The organism is Vibrio sp. J2-4 (assembly GCF_021728155.1).
Lineage (GTDB): Bacteria > Pseudomonadota > Gammaproteobacteria > Enterobacterales > Vibrionaceae > Vibrio > Vibrio diabolicus.
Map to the genome: position 1 here is coordinate 750,989 of NZ_JAKKCN010000003.1, position 16,224 is coordinate 767,212.

Sequence of the window (16,224 nt, forward strand, 5' to 3'; positions counted from 1 at the left end):
TATAATTAAGAACACATCGTATAAGCTTTAACTAAGGATAAGTTGGCGGGTACTAACATGATGTTGCATTTACGAATTGGCGCGCTACTAGTCGCCACTTTTATATCCGCTGGCACCGCCGCGAAAGCCAACGAGTACTGGCAATTTGATAGTGACGATAACGGAATCACTATCTACTCTCGAGAGCATACCGGCGGTTTAGTTGAGATTCGTGCTCGGATGTTCACACCCACCAGCTATGGCGCATTTTTAACGCTATTAGAAGATAGTGACAATATCCCGAACTGGATTGACAATGCCAGTCATAGCCGGGTTTTAAATCAAATATCAGCCACCGAAAACATCGTTTATACCCAATTTACGGCGCCATGGCCTACAAAAAATCGTGATATGCTCACCTACTCTAAATATTGGGTCGATGAACTTGGGTTCACGATAAAAATCAAAAGCGCACCAGACTCATATCTTGCTGAACAAAAGGGCTATGTTCGCATTCGTTCGGTTGATGCAACTTGGGAATTACAAAAGCTCACTAATGGCACGACACTCATTGACTACAAAGCGTTTGCTGACCCCGGAGGCCTTTTGCCAATCTGGCTAATCAACAAACTATCAAAACAAAGTGCACGAGCAACATTTAGTAACCTAAGAAAAGAGTTACCAAAATATCAGCAATACTCCCATCCTCAGATAAAGGAGTAAACTTCACGTTTGCTCTTTAATTACGATTACGGTGTTTGAAAAAAGTGCCCACAAAAGAGGCGAAGGCTAACCCCAAAAAGAGCCAAAACAAAGGGATAAACCCAAATGACTCTACTAATAAGCCATTTTCATCTACGTAAGAGCCCTGAGCGTGGTACGCAATTAAACATGCCACACCACTCAAAAACAAAACTATGCTCAGTTTATATTTACGAATAAACCCCATCTAAACCTCAAGCAATCAATTGATATGTCTTCGACATATTGCCACCGTATATAGTTCACTCAAAAAACATAGTGTCTCTATGTTTGCTCCAATCTTTATTAGAGGTCTTTTAGTCAGAGACAAGATAAAAACCCAAACATAAAGAATAAAAAGTCAAATTTAACTCAAAATATTATATGCGTTCTCAGAACTATCTTGACCTTTTTTCTCACATATACAGTGTAATTGTTATCATTTTGTTTGCTCAATGCTGCCAAAAATCGTTCACATCTCTCCCAAAGTAATTAGTGTTCTAAATATTTTTATTGCTCTATACAAAAACAAATCAAACAACAAAAGACCTTTAAAATCAAAACTTAAGATTCATAAATCAATTGTAAAACAATAATAGAAACGAGTTGACCTCTTCATTTCTTTCGCTTTTTTAATTGAACGTCTAATCAAGTTAACGCACAATGCCATCGACAACTCACATAATAAATCATGAAAAAAAGGAAGTGTCTTCATGCATAATTTTTCAAAAAGTGCAGTGGCAACTTTAATCTCTGGCCTTTTGCTTGGAACTTCAGCGAATGCGGGAGTGAGTATCACACAAGGAAAGACCACGATCCCCGATGGCGAAGCTACACACGCTCAAGACATTACCGTTCAAAACGAACATGTCGCCTTCGCTCTCGCTGTTGAATCAGCACCACCATGGGGAGTACCGCGAGGAACATTGGTCGATTTGGCAGCAGTAAAGAATGGCAAAGTAGACCTTGACCGTGTTGCCTTTGCTGACTTCATTCCTAACAGCTGGTCCGCATGGCCGAATGATCGCAAATCCATTGAAATTATCGAAGACAGCGACAATAAAGCGGTCATTAAAGTGAGCCGCAACTTCGATAACGTTGATATCACAACATGGTATACACTCGCGTCTGGATCTGACTCAATTGCGCTTAAAACGGTCATGACCAACCAAGGTAAAAAAGATCTCGCGTTAGAATCAGGGCACACCATTTGGCCAGACACTGGCTACCAATTTGCCGTGCCGGGATTGGAAGGGAAAGAAGAATCCATGGCCGACAATGCCCTCGCCGATCGCATGGTCGCTTATGATCGAGACTGGGCCTTTGCACTTCATGCTCCTTATTTTGATCGCGTCAAATACAATGGTCGTGACATGTACCTAGGGCATACCTTGAAAGCAGGTGAAAGCCGCACTTTCCAATCCCGATTACAAGTGGTTCCAAATGGAGACATGGCCCCCATTGTCAAGGCAGAAGCTGACCGACTAGGACAAGCGACAGGCACCATCAACGGCCAATTACGCGCAGATAATGGTCGTGTTCCTGAAGATGCTATCGTGATGATCGAAAAAGAAGGACAACCCTATGCCTGGACATTGGCCAAAGATGGCCAGTACAGCATGGCGCTGCCTGAGGGTGAGTACCAAATCTACGGCACAGCGACTGGTCACGCAAACAGCGAGCTGCAATCGATTCAAGTGGCGAGAAATAGCGACCAAACACTCGATTTTACGTCTCTAAAACGCCCTGCAACTCTCTCACTTCAAGTTGAAGAGGCCACATCAGGTCTGGCCAAAGATGCGAGAATCACCATCCTTGAAGGTCAAGCGCCACCGGTTGAATTTTTGGGTAAACGCACCTTCTTTACCGATCTGCTGCCTGCAGGTCATGCGGAGCTAAAACTGGCACCCGGTCAATACAAATTAGGTATCAACTCTGGTGGAGGCTTTACAGCTAAAACCCAAACATTAGACGTAACCCTAACATCCGGTAAAACGACGAAGCAACGAGTAGAAGTGCCTCAAGTGACGTTTCCTAACCGTCAGCATTGGTATGGCGCAGATTTACACCATCATGGCAACGTGTTGGAAGGCGTTACTCCGCCAGAAATTGTTGTGCGCGCTCAGTTGGCAACGGATCTTGACCTGACTTTCATTAGCGATCATGACTCAACCATTAACCACCAGAAGTTTGCAGAACTATCTGCGAAACGTGGCGTGCCTTTCATCCCGTCGATCGAAGTTTCGCCATCATGGGGACATATGAACCCATTTCCTATCGATAATGGCGCCGAGCTAAAGGTCGATCCTGGCACTGCTGACGTTCACACGTTACTTAACGCCGTACATGAGATGGGGGCTGAAGTCGTACCGATGAACCATCCATACAACGATTATGGCTACTTTACGAATATCGCTAAAAATGCAGTCCCTGGTGGTAAAACGGATCGCTTCGACCTTATGGAGCTTAATGCGCGCGTAGACAATGAACCAACGTTGAAGAAAGCGCATAAACTCTGGGACCTGGGTGAAGCAATGTACTTTACGGCGGGAACCGACACCCACGATGCGTGGAACCAACTCACGGGGCAGATTCGAATGATGGCAAGAGTCGATGGAGAGCTAACGCCGTCGAAGTTTGCGCAAGCACTTAAAGCCGGCCATGGCTACGCAACACAAGGCCCTATTCTTTATCCGCAAAACATTATGTTTGGTGAAACAGCAACAGCTGGCGATACGTGGGACATCCACGTCGTTGCAGCCGATGGTCTAAAAGAAATTCGATTGATCGGTAAAGGCGGCAACGTGCTGAATACCCTGACGATTAACCCGAAAGTTTATACTCAACGCATAGAGTTGTCGCTACCTATACCTAGCGACGCAGAGGGATGGATAAGTTTAGAAGTCGAAGATAAAGACGGCAGCACAGCCTGGAGTAACCCTGTTTGGTTGCAGTCATAATCTTGATGGAAGTCCGACTCGATGGTAAACAAACCTGAGTTCGACGATGAAATAAAGGCGGCACTGCGCCGCCTTTTTTCTACTCGATGTTTTACTGCTGTGCAACCGTCACGGGTTTGGTCGCACCACGGTAATCAAACTCAAAACCAATACCTTGATCTGTTACATCCATCGTCATACCACCAACAAGCTCGCCTTGTAAGCTTTTCATAACATCATCAGGTAACGGCTCACCAGTCACGGCTGATGCACTTTCCAGCACTTCCAAAATGCGTTCTGAATCGAAGTCAAAACTGAACAAGCCATTTGGAGAAAGTGGTTGTGCCATCACTTCTTTGCTCGCGTCTTCGGCATTCTCACCACTGTAGAGCGTAAAATGGTTTTCGTTTAAGCGAGCAAACACATCCATCTTCAAGCCTGTGTGCATTTCGAGCAGGTCACTAACATTAACAGGCTGGTTATCCGGCTGAATTTGTAATTGAGCAAGCTCAGGGACAAACATTTGCGCGGTTTGAATAAGCATCATTGGATCATTGGCAGATAGAGACAACATACCATCTAGCTGGCTAAATACTTCACCGTGCTGAGCATTAGTGTCAACGTGGATATCAAACATTTGCAGGCTTAATCCTTTCAGGCCGTTAACCATGCCGGAGCCCATGCTCACAGCTGCGGCTGGGTTTTGGCCACCCATCTCTTGCTGCATTTGTGTCAATAAAGAACATTGGTACTGAGGCTGAGTCAAGTCGCTCCAAATCTGACCAATCGATGGCGCTAGCGTATTAATGTCTAAACCAAGCGCCATGCTAAAGAAGCTCTTATCATTGTTCGATTCTGCCAAAACGCCACGAATCGACTTAAGCGCACCTAGAATCACTTTATTTTTCGATTCAACAACAAAAGCACCTTTAATGAATGCCTGCTCGCCTTTCAACTTGTATTCCGCAAATGCGACGGATTGAGGCCAGTTTTCTGCAACTTGAGTAAGTTCAGTATGACAGGCTGGTGAGCGCATCTCCTGAATAGTCGGCTCAGGGTCAACGGCATCCAGCATGCTGACTTGACGCGCAAAGATATTGCCATCTTTCGTCGTCAAACCTTTAACCAATTCACGGTGATCAAAGTAACCGAAAGAGTTATTGTTTTCGCCGTATTTAGCCTGCAACGCCGCTAGGCGTCCACTCTCCGCAATGCTTTGACTTGGCGACTCAAGTCCCAATGCCATTTTAAGCGGGTTTTGAACACCCAATTGCGGAATATCAACCGTTAACGTAAGTACGTTGTCAACCACGGCAACAACCAAGCCAATGCCATCTTGCGGGTCAACCGAATCTGTCATCTCGTAACGACGAAACTCAACTTCACCGAGTTTAACCAGCTCGTGCTTAGCACCGCTCATCTGCTCTTCGTGATCCAATGTTTTCCATAACGCGGCAGGGTCTTCAATCTTCAATTTGTACACTGGTACCATACCGATTGTGTACAACACAGGATTAATGTTTTCTCCGGTACCTAAGTAGGCTTTTAACGTTTCTGGCGATGCAGCGCTCTCCAGATATCCATCAAACAAGTTAACGGCAAACTGTTGCTGTGGAGAAAGTGGTTCATCGGCAAAAAGTTCAGCAATCGAGCCTTGGTTAGCCGTGCCAAATGCATTCATGTATTTATAATGATTAAAAGGTTCCGTCTGATACGTCACCATGAGCGAATCCGCAGGAACTTGCGAAAGTAGTGATACTGAATCACTCGGGGTAGTATTGTTTTGGTACAGGTAGCCAGCGCCCCCTGCAGCTGCGACCACTGCTGTAGCCAATAGTAGTTTTTTCACGACCAACTCCGTTGTCATAGTTATGTGTTCCTAAGCGAAATATCACGCTTAGGTTTAAAGCCTTTGAATAGCACTTTTATATCGACCGCTATCATAAACAAGTTATCGATATAATGAATGTCGGTTTGATAAATTATCCAACATTTATAAGGTAAACCGTGAAGTAAGTTGAATTGCGTGAGGATGCTATTGGCAATATTCACAATCTAATTTCTCGGATAACCACCTTATAAATCAAAATCTTCAGTTCAATAAAGCGATTTGGAGTAACTACGACCAAAAGCACCAGGATATTAAATCTTTATTGAGTCTTTTATCTAATATCTGAAAACGCCTCACGGCCTGACACTTCTTTCCAATTTGCCTCTAGCGGTCCCCGTTTGTTTTCCTTACATTCCCATTAACTCAGTGACGAGACGTATACCAGATACGAGCAGTAGAAGACGATGAAAGACCAGTTGACGATCTCTATATCAACCATCAATGGCTCCAGACATTGGTACTTCAGTAAAAGGATGCAACGCAATCTAAAAACGTTTTTATGCTTTTTTGTCATTGCTCTGGCCGCAACCGCGATCTTAATTCATCACTTGTACACTCGCGTCGATAATGCCGCGTTAAAACAAGCTGAACTGACAGAACATTCGCGCACTATGGGTGAAGAGCTCAGCACACTGAAAGCATTAAAATCCGAGCTGGAAAGTGATCTCTCAGAGCGAGAAGAGCGAGTACAACTTGTTTCGGAGCGTTTGGGAGAGTTAGAGAAAGTCCTTGGAGTTGGAGAACATACTACCACGGATAATTTGGATGCCCGACTTGATGCGGCGGCGATTACGTCGAACGTTCGCATGGTGTTGTTAAACCAAATACCAAGCGGGTCTCCGGTCGGTAAAGCGCGGCTCTCTTCTCGCTTCGGTAAGCGCATTCATCCGGTGACAAAAGTCGCTAAGATGCATCGCGGGCTCGATTTTGCCGTGAATACCGGTACTAAGGTTTATGCCCCAGCAGATGGGGTTGTGGAAGTCACCCGCCGCAGCAATAAAGGCTCTGGTAACTTCCTCAGGCTGCAACATTCTTTCGGTTTTTCGAGTTCTTATTCGCACTTGAAAAAGTTCAAAGTAAAAAGCGGTCAGTTCGTCAAAAAAGGGCAACTGATTGCTATTTCCGGCAACAGTGGGCTCTCTTCTGGCCCTCACCTTCACTACGAGGTGCGTTTTGTTGGGCGAGCACTGAATCCGAAGCCATTTGTCGATTGGAGCCTCAATGATTTCGAAGACATTTTTACTAAGGAGCGAAGAATACGATGGGAATCTTTAATCAAAACCGTGGAACAACGAGTAGCTCAGCAGCTTCAACTCTCATCGCCAAAGGCTGTGCTGTTAGCGGAGAACTCAAAGTAGAAAACGATGTCCAGATTGATGGCATCGTCGATGGTCAAATTAATGTAGAAGGCACTCTCGTCGTTGCAGAAAGCGGCCGAGTAAACGGTGAGATCTACGCTAAGCAACTGATCATCAATGGTATGATGGATGGTAACTGTCACGCAGAACACATTCAAGTACTTGCCAAGGGACGTGTAAGTGGGAGGATCTGGAGTAATAACCTCAGCATCGAACCTGGTGGTAAATTCTTTGGTGAAGCGGCCGAATTACCTGAAAAAGAAGTGGTGACACTGAAAGGGAAGACTCAAGAGAACGCCAGCACGAAAGAAAACAATACCAACAATGAAAAGCGACCTGCGCGTAAATCAGCGTAAACTCTTTGGTTAAAGTGCATAAAAAAGACGGCTTTCACGCCGTCTTTTTTATTACTAGAGACACAAGCTTCGTCAGAAGCTACAGTGATTATTCGGCCGGGTTTAAAATCATCACCGAGCGCTTTGCTTGCGGACCAAAGGCCGCTTTCGCATGCGCTTTCACTTCTTCTAATGTCACACTCTTAGCCGCTTTCTCAACGTCAAGCAACACATCGACGCCGTAATCATGCACTAAGTAGCGAGTATACGACCATGCGCGCTGAGCAGGGTTATCATCTAATCCTTGCATCGCTACCGCCAATTGCTTCGCTGCCGTATCCACCTCTTTTTGCGTGATGTTCGAAGCTAGGTCATCAAACATTTTGCCTAACTTGCTATCTAAAGCAGCCACGTCTTCGGGCTCAACTTGAGATTCCAAGAGCCAATCAGAGATTGGTTCGCGATCTTGCGTCACGGTGTAAATATTTGGGCTGTAATCGAGACTAGACTCTTCTCGCACAATATCCAAAACACGCGCATTACTGATACGTTGCAAAATGTCTTCGATAACCGTGTCCCTTGCCGTACGTTGGTAATCGTTCGTGTTAGTCAAACGCATTACGTACAACGATGAAGGTTCATGACCATCCGCAACGACTGTTCGCGCCGGCACGTCGGTGTTGAACGCAACATGGTAATCAATCGAACGACCCGGTTTCATCTCGATGGAGGCCACATACTTACGCAAGAGTGGCGTAATTTCTTCCGGCTCGACATTTGCCACAATAACCATTTTAAAACCATCATTGGTTTTGAAAAGTTGCTCATGCACCGCCAATATTTGCTCGGAAGTCACTTGCTCTACATCGTCACTGGACACTATACGATGACGACTACCCGGCAAATAAGAATTACCGTTTGCTTTCTGAATCAGTTTTCCCATCGGCGATTCAAAAAAAGCGCCACTCTGCTGTTTAAACTCTTGCTTTGCTGCCGCCATCTGGCGCTCGTCAACTTTGATCTCCGTCGCTAGGTTGTACAACCCATTCAACGCGTAAGTTAAATGCGTTGTTGGCGCGGTAATTTGTGAACCGTGACTGGTCGCATCAAGAATCGCGCTAAGCGCAATGTTATTTTTGCGTAAGTAACTGTCTAACTCTGAACCAGAAAATGCCCCTAACCCACTGCGTATCGCCGTCGTTGCAGCGATTTCATACGCAGCATATAACGCTGGATCAACGGCGGCTTTACCACCTTGGCTCGCATAGTAAATATAAGCTCGACCACCCGCTTTGGCATCTTTTTGGAACCACACTTCGACACCGTTTGATAGCGTATAAACTTGAAAGCCACCCGCTTCCTGACGCATGCTGGTGATGGTACCTTCTTGAGTAGGCTGTAAGAATCCATCCACTTTGTCATACATCTCTAACGGTTTTTCGCCAGTTTGGAGGTAGGCACTGTATAGATCGGTAAATACATCATTGAACTGAGCTGACGTTTCACTTTTCCCCAACCCAATCACAAAGATTGGTTGCTCAGACAACAAGGCATTCAATTGCGTGTTAATGCTCTCTAGATTCTCGTTGTTGATGAATTCAGACAAACTCTGGGCGTAACTCTCTTTTGATTGACTCACACTGCCTTGGTCAATTTGGAAAACGCGCGCTTCTGCGTAACTGTTTGGCTTACGCTGGTCCCAGTCTGAATCAATATTTGCGAGCTCACCTTGCCAATTTGACATGATGCTCTCTAACTCAGATTGAGTCGCACCATAATCTCTCAGTGACGCCAACGTGCTGATGAAAGTTTGATGCATTTGTTCACGACGCTCAGGCGCAAACGAAATACCTGCCGACATCATGCGCTGGTAGTTGGAGTAGTAAGGCTGGGCATAAGCATACTGAAAAGGTTCAGCGGCATCATTAAGTACACGAATCAGACGTTGTTGAATTAGCTGTGTTGCGACTTCATCACGCCACACTTGATGCTGCTGTTCAATCGTAGTGCTGCCACTTAGACCACGCTCAATCACTAAATGAAGGCTTGGTGATTCCATCGTGTTACTTGGCAAGATTCGGTTTTGGTTATTCACTCGAATATCGCGGCGCTTCTCTATTACGGTATCCGAGGTGCTTTCCCAGTTCGAGAATTTGTTTTTGATAATATTGGACAGTGAATCCACGTCGATATTACCGGTCACAACCAACTCGGCATTTTGTGGTTGGTACCACTTGTCGTAAAACGCTTTTAGCTTGCTTGATGAGGCATTTTGAATCGCTTCGCGAGTACCAATTGGGTCGTGTTCACCATACATAGTGCCTTCAATCGACACTTGATAAGCATGCATAGAAAAGGACTTATCATCCGGGTTAGCACGTCGCCATTCACCAAGGATCACCCCTTTTTCTTTCTCTACTTGTTCAGGAGCAAACTGAAGTCCGTTTCCGATATCTCTCATCCACTTCAGGGCATCTTCCAGCTTTGTATTATTGGCAAGATCAAGTTGGTAAGAAGTTTGCTGATAAGTGGTAAAGGCGTTGATATCGGCACCAAAGCTACCACCAGATTGCTCGAAAAGTTTAACAACGTCGTTGCCGGTAAAATGCGTGCTGCCATTAAATGCCATGTGCTCAACGAAGTGAGCGTAGCCTTTTTGATTGGCTTCTTCTTGGAACGAACCAATGTGCATCACCAAACGAACCGAAACTTCTTGGTCTTGAGTTGGATAGATGTGGTATTTCATTCCATTGGATAGCTGATTAACGTGCCAGTTGGCATCAGGCTGAATCGGCGTGGATTGTTGTGTCAGAGCACACCCTGACAACAATAACGCGGGGACTAACAATATACTGCGCATAACTATTGCCCATAACAATGATTAAGCCGAACAATATAATCCTCGTTCCATGACCTTCACATTTTTAATGGATTATTTACTACTCAAACGTGACGTAAATCACCTTTTAATGAAATCAATTATCATTTACAAAAATAGACAAATCCTTACTTTACAAATAGATAAATAATAAAGCTTAAAAGCCTTTTTCTTATTTGATGTAAAACTCAAATTCGCGACATGGAGTCAGTATTTATTTTGAGCAATAAAATATAATTATTGAACAGATTCGAATCTGACTTTCTGCTGCATATTCAACGGCTCGGTGAGTCCTGATGAGAATAAAAACACAACAACTATTATTCAAAGATCTATTATTCGCTTTATGTTCAAAAATCTATCATTAAAAAACAAACTGGCAATCTCTGCCAGTGCTGCCATCATTCTCGGGGGAGTGCTGGTAGAAGGGCTGTCTTTTCGAGATTCATTAAACAGACTGGATGTCGAAGTCGCGCAACGACTAGAAAGCACCAGCGCATCTTACAATCAATACGTAAAGGACTGGTTACTCTCAAAAGAGCGTGCACTGACGTCACTCTCTTCCGATTCAGAAAAGCGTTCTCTGGTTACGCACTTGAAACAAGTCCGAGACTCTGGCGCGTTTGATAACGTCTTTCTCGCTTACCCAGACGGCTCACAAGACAACGCCAATGGGGTGGTTTTGCCACCAGGTAATAACGACCCACGCAAATGGGGTTGGTACACCAACGCCATTGCCAATCCATCGAAAGTCTTTATGGATAACCCAACCGTCGCAGCGGCCACGGGGGCCAACGTCGTGTCGCTTGGTAAAGCCCTGCAACTACATGGTCAAACCGTCGTTCTGGGTGCTGACGTCGAGATCGGTGATATTCTAAACAGCCTCAACCAAGTGATCCTGCCGGGTGAAGGCTATATGTTTATTGCCAACGATCAGGGCAATATTTTCACCCATAACGACGGTAAGCTGCTGAATCAACCTGTTAGCAAGCTGGGCCTAAACAACAGCGATATTACCTCTGCCGCACGTTCCGGCACAGAGCGTCGTGTCTCGATTAACAACACCGAATATGTGGTTTACGCGCGCCATATTGAGGGCACCAAACTCACAACGGTCACAGTGTTAGATCAAAACTCGTTGGTTGCCCCACTTTACGATGCTGTTTGGGATCAAATCATCGCAACCACTATCGTCGTCGTTATCTGTGTAGCTTTGTTTAATCTGCTATGTAACATCTTGTTCCGTCCGCTCTACAACGTTTCGAATGCGCTCGCACAAATCGCAAACGGCAGCGGCGACCTAACTCAACGCATCAAAGTAGAAAACCGTGACGAAGTTGGTGAGCTGGCTGAAAACTTCAACCAGTTCGTTGAAAGTTTGCAGCAACTTATTGGTCACATTCGTCACCAAGCGGAAGAACTGAGCCAACAATCGGAGCTGAGCACGAATCGCGCGAATCAATCGGTTTCCGATCTGAACCATCAGCAACAAGAAATCACTATGGTGGCGACCGCTGTGACTGAAATGGCATCGGCAACGCAAGAGATTGCAGCACATGCAGAGCAGACGGCTAAAGCCGCTCAAGACTCTTCAGCAAGCACACAAAACGGTCATGAGTTGGTGATCAACTCCAAATCGTCCATCAATAATTTGTCTTCTGAAGTCAACCAAGCGAGCGTTGTCATCGGCGAGCTCAACCAGCACGCGCAAGACATCTCTACAGTACTATCAACGATTCGAGACATCGCAGAGCAAACCAACTTACTAGCTCTGAATGCGGCGATTGAAGCGGCGCGTGCAGGTGAGCAAGGTCGCGGTTTTGCCGTTGTTGCAGACGAGGTGCGCGTGCTATCACAACGCACACACACCTCAACCGAAGAGATTCGCTCGACGATCGAGACTTTGCAACAGACCACACAACGCGCTGTGACCATCATGGATACAAGCTCTCAACTTGCCCAAGGATCAGTGGAAGATGCCGATCGCGCAGCACTGGCTCTGGATGAAATCAACGCGGCCGTTGCGTTGATCAGCGATATGGCAACGCAAATCGCGACCGCAGCCGAAGAGCAAACGCACGTAACCAATGAAATCACACAAAACGTCACGTCCATTAAAGATGTGACCGATCACTTGGTGATTGGTGCCGAAGAATCGATGAATCAATCTGCTGAGCTGAAATCGCAAGCCGAGGATCTCAACTCGAAAGTGGCAACGTTTAAACTGGCTTAAGCGCCACGTTAGGAACGCTCTTAAAAACAACAAACCCCGCTAGTAACTGAGTTGCTAACGGGGTTTGTTTTTATGGCTCAGCGTTTTAACTGCAGATAGCTTTCGAAAGACGTAAGACCTACACCGCCACACACATCGGCGTGCCTGAGATTGGGTCGTTAAATACTCTCGCTTGTAAATCAAACACCGATGCCAACATGCCTTCTGTCAGTACCTCTTGCGGTGTTCCCTGCGTGACTAACTGACCTTTTTCCAACACCACCAAATGATCACAGTAACGGCAAGCTTGGTTTAGATCGTGCAGCACTACCACTACAGTTTTGCCTTTGTCGTTCATATGCCTCATGAGTTTCATCAGCTCAACTTGGTGAGAGAGATCCAAGTAAGTGGTTGGTTCATCAAGCATCACTACGTCAGTATCTTGCGCCATTACCATCGCAATCCACGCCCTTTGTCTTTGACCACCAGACAACGATTCAACTGGCTTGTCAGCAAACTCTATCACGCCAGTATCTTGCATTGCTTGCTCGACTAAGGCTTTGTCTTGTTGACTTAACCTGCCCCAATGAGAGAGGTAAGGCGAGCGGCCATATTCGACCAGTTTTCTGACGGTAATACCTTCAGGACTGACAAGAATCTGCGGCAGCAAAGACAACGAGCGTGCCAAGCGTTTATCACCGTAGCTGCTTAGTGGTTTGTCGTCATACAACACTTGGCCGGACGCTGGTTTATTGATGCGTACCAAGGTTTTTAATAGTGTCGACTTACCGCAACCATTTGGACCAACAAGCGCGGTAATTTTACCTTGAGGAATCAACAAAGAGAGATCTGGAATGATGGTCTGTTTGCCGTATGCGACGGATAAGTTCTGCGTTCGTAACATGCTTACCAACCTCGATAACGATACAAAAGAAAAATGAAATATGGTGCGCCAATAACAGAAGTCAACACACCCGCTGGTAGCTCAATTGGCGGCTGTAAGCCTCTCGCTAAACCATCGGCGCAAATCACCAACAAAGCGCCAAGGGTTGCAGCGGCAGGAATCAACAACTTGTGATTGTGGCCAAACAGCAAACGCGCAAGATGCGGCGCAAGCAGGCCAACAAAGCTTATTGTACCTGCCACAGACACGCTGATGCTCGCCAGCAGTACCGCAGCAATCAGCGCAAGAATTTGGATCTGTCTTGGTTTCGTGCCAAGCGTAGTGGCGCTTTCTTCTCCCAGTCCCATCACATCTAGCCGCCAAGCCAGCCAAAACGCCAATGGCAGTAGCAGCAATAAAGCACTCCAAATAAACGGCACTTGTTGCCAGTTTCGTCCCCACAAACTGCCGGTTAGCCATACCATTGCCGTGTTGATTTCGATAGGGTGCACAATCAGAAGAAAGTCGATACCGCTGGCTAAAAATGCGCTGACAGCAACACCAATCAGCGCCAAACGTGCTGGTGTTGGTTTCGACCAGTAAGCCAGCACAGCAATAAAGCCAGCAGCAAGCAAGCCTCCCGCCATGGCGACCATCGGCAACATTGCCACTGGCGCATTCGGATACAGCACCAAACAAGCGGTAGCCGCCAGTCCTGCTCCTGCGCTTATCCCCATTAAATCTGGTGAGGCAAGTGGATTACGGATGACGCCTTGCACTAAAACGCCTGACAGCCCCAACCCAGCGCCCACGCCAATGGCGAGCAACATTCTCGGTAATCGATATTGGTGAATCACAAAGTCCGAGTCAGGGAAAGAAAACAGTAATGCAAAAACCTGTTGAGCCGACATGTTCGCCGCGCCAACAAACAGCGTGAGAGAAGACGCAATCAGCAAAAATCCAACTAATGCAAACAGTTTGGTTTGATTCATCATGATGATTTCCTCATTGCAATCACGATAAAACAAGGTGTGCCCAACAGTGCGGTAATCACGCCCACCGGCGTTTCGGCCGGAAAGGCAATCGCGCGTGACAAAGCATCTGCCCACGTCACCAATGCCGCGCCACACAAAGCGGAAACCGGAATGAGAATGTGATAGTTGTGACCAACAATCGGGCGTACCAAGTGCGGCACTAACAACCCGACAAAGCCAATTGGCCCAGCAATCGCCACGCTAGTACCCGCCAACAGCACAACCGCTAAACCACTGATTAATCGCGTAAGACGAATGTTACCACCCAACCCGACAGCAACTTCGTCCCCCAACGCGAGTAAATTTAAGTTTCGCGCTAATCCCATGGCGAGCACAAAACCTAAAGTCGCAAAAGGCCACAGTTGCTGCCACTGCTGAGAATCTACCGCAGAGAGTGAACCCGTTAACCAATGCAACACGCTGTAAGCCATGTCATCCGCCAAAATTACCGACGCACGAGTTAACCCTATCAGCAGCGCACTGATGGCAATGCCTGCCAGCACCAAACGCAATGGGTGAGAACGCGCGGAGAAAAAACCACCCAACAACATGACCGCACCACCACTTAGTAGCGCGCCGAATACCGCGTTGATGATTGGGTTCAATTGACTAAAGAATGGTACGCCGATGGACGCCAAGGCCATAAAACACGCCGCACCAGCATTAATGCCGAGAACGGATGGCGACGCCAAAGGGTTGCGAGTTAACCCTTGCATCAGCACGCCAGATACCGCAAGCGAAGCACCAATCAATAACCCCGCATAGGCGCGAGGAGCGCGCAACGTCGCAAGAATTTGATGCAGCATATTGCCCTCATCAAATGCAAACCAATAGCTTGTCAGATCATTAACGCTCAAAGAAAAGTTGGACCAGCCAATCATTGAGGCTGCATAGCCTGAGAGCGTACACAACGCCATAGCACAGACAAACAAGCTCGCTTTCCAATGCGATTTGCTAACCGAAGACGCGCTTTCCGAGCTTATCGCCGAACTCATGAGCGCTCCAATAACGCTTCAAGATTGCGGGCAATTTCTTCCGCAGCCAACATGCCGCGATTTAACGACCACAGTTCAGGAGAGACCTCAACAAGTTGCTGTTTTTTCGCAGCGGTTAGCAACTTAAACAATGGATTTTTGCGCCACTCATCCACAATATTTGGTTGAGAGTAAAGTCCAACTAACAACCAATCAGGGTTGGTTTTTAGTAAAAGTTCGAAACTGGTTGGGATATACGCTTTTTGCTCAGATGGAGCCAGCGGGCTTTGGATGCCTAGTGTACTCAAAACGCCGCCAGCGTAAGAAACCGGACTATGCAGCCACATCCCTTTGTCGGAAACCACACCAAACTGAATGGTTTCTTGTGTCGCAAAATGCTGTTTGAACTCCGCCATGGTCTGTTTGTGCTGCTCAATGCGTTGTGTCATTTGCGCTTGCTTGCCAATTGCCACTCCGATTTTCTGTGCGGATTCGAGGTTTTCTTGATATGTCTCACCACGGCTTTTTAACAGCAAGGTTGGCGCAATTCGCTGCAAATCTTGATAAATCGCGCGGTGACGTTCTGCATCAGCAATGATCAAATCCGGCTTGAGCACCGCAATCGCCTCTAAACTCGGTTGTGAGCGCATGCCGACCGATTGCCAAGGCTCAATCTTGGCACGAACAGCAGGAATGACTCGTGTGGCATCGTTGTCATCGGCAACGCCTACCGGAGAGACATCGACGGCCGCCAGAGCGTCCACAAACGAAAACTCCAAAACCACAATACGTTGAGGTATCGCTTCTAGCTCAAAAGTGCCTTGCTCATCTTGCACGCTACGCACCTGAGCACTTGCGGAAAATGACATAAAAACTGAGCTCAACAGCATCAGTAAAACGGTTGAAAAGTGTTTGATCGTAAATTGTTTTTTATTTTTCATCTTGCTTTTTTCCAGTGCTAGAGTTTTCCAGTACCTAAGATCGGCAAAGTCGCCAAGGT

The 16,224-nt window shown here is 46.5% G+C and carries 12 protein-coding genes; 5 read left to right on the plus strand and 7 right to left on the minus strand.

The window, feature by feature from the left end; translation table 11 throughout:
* Positions 1-57: 57 nt before the first annotated feature.
* Complete coding sequence (locus tag L3V32_RS13565) at positions 58-702, plus strand: START domain-containing protein (protein ID WP_237284498.1); 645 nt, start codon at positions 58-60, stop codon at positions 700-702.
* Between the two features lie 16 nt (positions 703-718).
* On the opposite strand, the gene L3V32_RS13570 is transcribed toward L3V32_RS13565, so the two are convergent.
* On the minus strand, positions 719-928 hold the full coding sequence (locus L3V32_RS13570; protein WP_006740828.1) for a DUF3955 domain-containing protein: 210 nt from the start codon (positions 926-928) through the stop codon (positions 719-721).
* 505 nt (positions 929-1,433) lie between these two features.
* Here L3V32_RS13570 and L3V32_RS13575 point away from each other — a divergent pair.
* Positions 1,434-3,680: a CehA/McbA family metallohydrolase gene (locus tag L3V32_RS13575; protein ID WP_237284499.1), complete on the plus strand. Its 2,247-nt coding sequence runs from the start codon at positions 1,434-1,436 to the stop codon at positions 3,678-3,680.
* 91 nt (positions 3,681-3,771) lie between these two features.
* Here L3V32_RS13575 and L3V32_RS13580 read toward each other — a convergent pair whose 3' ends face one another.
* A complete protein-coding gene (locus L3V32_RS13580; protein ID WP_237284500.1) occupies positions 3,772-5,526 on the minus strand; it encodes a hypothetical protein in 1,755 nt (584 codons plus the stop codon).
* 428 nt (positions 5,527-5,954) lie between these two features.
* Here L3V32_RS13580 and L3V32_RS13585 point away from each other — a divergent pair, with 428 nt between their 5' ends.
* Both L3V32_RS13585 and L3V32_RS13590 read left to right on the plus strand, forming a co-directional pair.
* Complete coding sequence (locus tag L3V32_RS13585; protein WP_005395595.1) at positions 5,955-6,908, plus strand: M23 family metallopeptidase; 954 nt, start codon at positions 5,955-5,957, stop codon at positions 6,906-6,908.
* Complete coding sequence (locus tag L3V32_RS13590; RefSeq protein ID WP_074190324.1) at positions 6,812-7,264, plus strand: polymer-forming cytoskeletal protein; 453 nt, start codon at positions 6,812-6,814, stop codon at positions 7,262-7,264. Before L3V32_RS13585 ends, L3V32_RS13590 begins: the two co-directional genes overlap by 97 nt.
* A gap of 88 nt (positions 7,265-7,352) precedes the next feature.
* Here the strand turns inward: L3V32_RS13590 and L3V32_RS13595 are convergent, their stop codons facing one another.
* Positions 7,353-10,103: a pitrilysin family protein gene (locus L3V32_RS13595; RefSeq protein ID WP_237284501.1), complete on the minus strand. Its 2,751-nt coding sequence runs from the start codon at positions 10,101-10,103 to the stop codon at positions 7,353-7,355.
* Positions 10,104-10,467: 364 nt separating this feature from the next.
* On the opposite strand from L3V32_RS13595, the gene L3V32_RS13600 reads away from it, so the two are divergent.
* The gene (locus L3V32_RS13600; protein WP_237284502.1) at positions 10,468-12,354 is read left to right on the plus strand and encodes a methyl-accepting chemotaxis protein; all 1,887 of its coding nucleotides are present in this window, start codon (positions 10,468-10,470) and stop codon (positions 12,352-12,354) included.
* Between the two features lie 118 nt (positions 12,355-12,472).
* Here L3V32_RS13600 and fecE read toward each other — a convergent pair whose 3' ends face one another.
* From fecE to L3V32_RS13620, 4 genes are all read right to left on the minus strand, one after another.
* Positions 12,473-13,237, minus strand: a complete 765-nt coding sequence (gene fecE / locus L3V32_RS13605) for a Fe(3+) dicitrate ABC transporter ATP-binding protein FecE (RefSeq protein ID WP_237284503.1) — start codon at positions 13,235-13,237, stop codon at positions 12,473-12,475.
* Between the two features lie 2 nt (positions 13,238-13,239).
* Positions 13,240-14,208, minus strand: coding sequence for a FecCD family ABC transporter permease (locus L3V32_RS13610; RefSeq protein ID WP_374269807.1), 969 nt, complete (start codon positions 14,206-14,208; stop codon positions 13,240-13,242).
* Entirely contained in the window at positions 14,208-15,167 is a 960-nt protein-coding gene (locus L3V32_RS13615) for a FecCD family ABC transporter permease (protein ID WP_374269809.1), read from the minus strand. The genes L3V32_RS13610 and L3V32_RS13615 overlap by 1 nt, the downstream gene beginning before the upstream one ends.
* Positions 15,168-15,241: 74 nt before the next feature.
* Positions 15,242-16,165 carry a Fe(3+) dicitrate ABC transporter substrate-binding protein FecB gene (locus L3V32_RS13620; RefSeq protein WP_089184044.1) on the minus strand — a complete coding sequence of 308 codons (924 nt, stop codon included), beginning with the start codon at positions 16,163-16,165 and terminating at the stop codon, positions 15,242-15,244.
* Positions 16,166-16,224: the final 59 nt, after the last annotated feature.

What these genes read in the sequence shown, in the direction of transcription:
- L3V32_RS13565 (WP_237284498.1), top strand. Translation starts at nt 58, where the DNA reads ATGATGTTGCATTTACGAATTGGCGCGCTACTAGTCGCCACTTTTATA.
- L3V32_RS13570 (WP_006740828.1), bottom strand. Translation starts at nt 928, where the DNA reads ATGGGGTTTATTCGTAAATATAAACTGAGCATAGTTTTGTTTTTGAGT.
- L3V32_RS13575 (WP_237284499.1), top strand. Translation starts at nt 1,434, where the DNA reads ATGCATAATTTTTCAAAAAGTGCAGTGGCAACTTTAATCTCTGGCCTT.
- L3V32_RS13580 (WP_237284500.1), bottom strand. Translation starts at nt 5,526, where the DNA reads ATGACAACGGAGTTGGTCGTGAAAAAACTACTATTGGCTACAGCAGTG.
- L3V32_RS13585 (WP_005395595.1), top strand. Translation starts at nt 5,955, where the DNA reads ATGAAAGACCAGTTGACGATCTCTATATCAACCATCAATGGCTCCAGA.
- L3V32_RS13590 (WP_074190324.1), top strand. Translation starts at nt 6,812, where the DNA reads ATGGGAATCTTTAATCAAAACCGTGGAACAACGAGTAGCTCAGCAGCT.
- L3V32_RS13595 (WP_237284501.1), bottom strand. Translation starts at nt 10,103, where the DNA reads ATGCGCAGTATATTGTTAGTCCCCGCGTTATTGTTGTCAGGGTGTGCT.
- L3V32_RS13600 (WP_237284502.1), top strand. Translation starts at nt 10,468, where the DNA reads ATGTTCAAAAATCTATCATTAAAAAACAAACTGGCAATCTCTGCCAGT.
- fecE (WP_237284503.1), bottom strand. Translation starts at nt 13,237, where the DNA reads ATGTTACGAACGCAGAACTTATCCGTCGCATACGGCAAACAGACCATC.
- L3V32_RS13610 (WP_374269807.1), bottom strand. Translation starts at nt 14,208, where the DNA reads ATGAATCAAACCAAACTGTTTGCATTAGTTGGATTTTTGCTGATTGCG.
- L3V32_RS13615 (WP_374269809.1), bottom strand. Translation starts at nt 15,167, where the DNA reads ATGGCGTTGTGTACGCTCTCAGGCTATGCAGCCTCAATGATTGGCTGG.
- L3V32_RS13620 (WP_089184044.1), bottom strand. Translation starts at nt 16,165, where the DNA reads ATGAAAAATAAAAAACAATTTACGATCAAACACTTTTCAACCGTTTTA.